Below are 1,986 nucleotides of genomic sequence, written 5' to 3' on the forward strand. Positions count from 1 at the left end.
GAGGTGAAAAACCTCCCCGCCGGAAGACCAAGGGTTTCTGTTCGACGCTAATCGGAGCAGAGTGAGTCGGCCCCTAAGGCGAGGCCGAAAGGCGTAGTCGATGGGAAACGGGTTAATATTCCCGTACCTCACTGTATTGCGATGGGGAGACGGAGAAGGCTAGGTGAGCCAGGCGTTGGTTGTCCTGGTGAAAGTCGGTAGGCTGGAGAATCAGGCAAATCCGGTTCTCCAAGGCCGAGAGACGAGACGAACGGACCACGGTCCGGAAGTCATTGATGCCACGCTTCCAGGAAAAACCTCTAAGCTTCAGATACAGTGGGACCGTACCCCAAACCGACACAGGTGGTCAGGGTGAGAATCCTAAGGCGCTTGAGAGAACTCGGGTGAAGGAACTAGGCAAAATGGTGCCGTAACTTCGGGAGAAGGCACGCCGCCGGTACGTGAAACCCCTCGCGGGTGGAGCCGAAAGCGGTCGAAGATACCAGGTGGCTGCAACTGTTTATTAAAAACACAGTACTCTGCAAACGCGTAAGCGGACGTATAGGGTATGACGCCTGCCCGGTGCCGGAAGGTTAAGTGATGGTGTTAGCGCAAGCGAAGCTCTTGATCGAAGCCCCGGTAAACGGCGGCCGTAACTATAACGGTCCTAAGGTAGCGAAATTCCTTGTCGGGTAAGTTCCGACCTGCACGAATGGCGTAATGATGGCCACGCTGTCTCCACCCGAGACTCAGTGAAATTGAAATCGCAGTGAAGATGCTGTGTACCCGCGGCTAGACGGAAAGACCCCGTGAACCTTTACTATAGCTTCACACTGGACGCTGATGTTGCTTGTGTAGGATAGCTGGGAGGCTTGGAAACTCGGACGCCAGTTCGAGTGGAGCCAACCTTGAAATACCAGCCTGGCATCATTGGCGTTCTAACTCAGGTCCGTCATCCGGATCGAGGACCGTGTGTGGTGGGTAGTTTGACTGGGGCGGTCTCCTCCCAAAGAGTAACGGAGGAGCACGAAGGTACCCTCAGTACGGTTGGAAATCGTGCATTGAGTGCAAGAGCATAAGGGTGCTTGACTGCGAGACAGACACGTCGAGCAGGTACGAAAGTAGGTTCTAGTGATCCGGTGGTTCTGTATGGAAGGGCCATCGCTCAACGGATAAAAGGTACTCCGGGGATAACAGGCTGATACCGCCCAAGAGTTCACATCGACGGCGGTGTTTGGCACCTCGATGTCGGCTCATCACATCCTGGGGCTGAAGTCGGTCCCAAGGGTATGGCTGTTCGCCATTTAAAGTGGTACGCGAGCTGGGTTTAGAACGTCGTGAGACAGTTCGGTCCCTATCTGCCGTGGGCGTTGGAGATTTGAGAAGAGCTGCTCCTAGTACGAGAGGACCGGAGTGGACGCACCTCTGGTGTTCCGGTTGTCACGCCAGTGGCATTGCCGGGTAGCTATGTGCGGACAGGATAACCGCTGAAAGCATCTAAGCGGGAAGCCCCCTTCAAGATGAGATCTCCCCGAGGCCTCGAGCCTCCTGAAGGGCCCAGCGAGACCAGCTGGTTGATAGGCCGGATGTGGAAGCGCTGCAAGGCGTTGAGCTAACCGGTACTAATGGCCCGTGAGGCTTGACCATATAACACCCAAGGGGTCTGTGATGACCCACGACGCCGGGTACGTCTTGAAACCTCTCGGCTCAGCATGAATCACCCCTTTTCGCCTGACGACCATAGCGAGCGTGAACCACCTGATCCCATGCCGAACTCAGCAGTGAAACCGCTCTGCGCCGATGGTAGTGTGGGGCCTCCCCATGCGAGAGTAGGTCATCGTCAGGCACTTATGTAAGCCAATGAAGGTGAGTCGAGAGGCTTGCTGGAGGTATCACGAGTGCGAATGCTGACATGAGTAACGACAAGGGGGGTGAAAAACCTCCCCGCCGGAAGACCAAGGGTTTCTGTTCGACGCTAATCGGAGCAGAGTGAGTCGGCCCCTAAGG

2 rRNA genes (1 of these 2 only partly in view) are annotated in these 1,986 nt (G+C 55.8%); both read left to right on the forward strand.

Annotated features, from left to right (window positions below):
- A 23S ribosomal RNA gene (locus GRB80_RS15575) occupies positions 1 to 1,626 on the forward strand (it extends 1,360 nt beyond the left edge of the window).
- Between the two features lie 83 nt (positions 1,627 to 1,709).
- Positions 1,710 to 1,825 (forward strand): 5S ribosomal RNA (gene rrf, locus GRB80_RS15580).
- The last annotated feature ends 161 nt before the right edge of the window (positions 1,826 to 1,986 follow it).

Origin of the sequence: Halomonas icarae (assembly GCF_009901955.1) — a bacterium.
Classification (GTDB): Bacteria; Pseudomonadota; Gammaproteobacteria; order Pseudomonadales; family Halomonadaceae; genus Halomonas; species Halomonas icarae.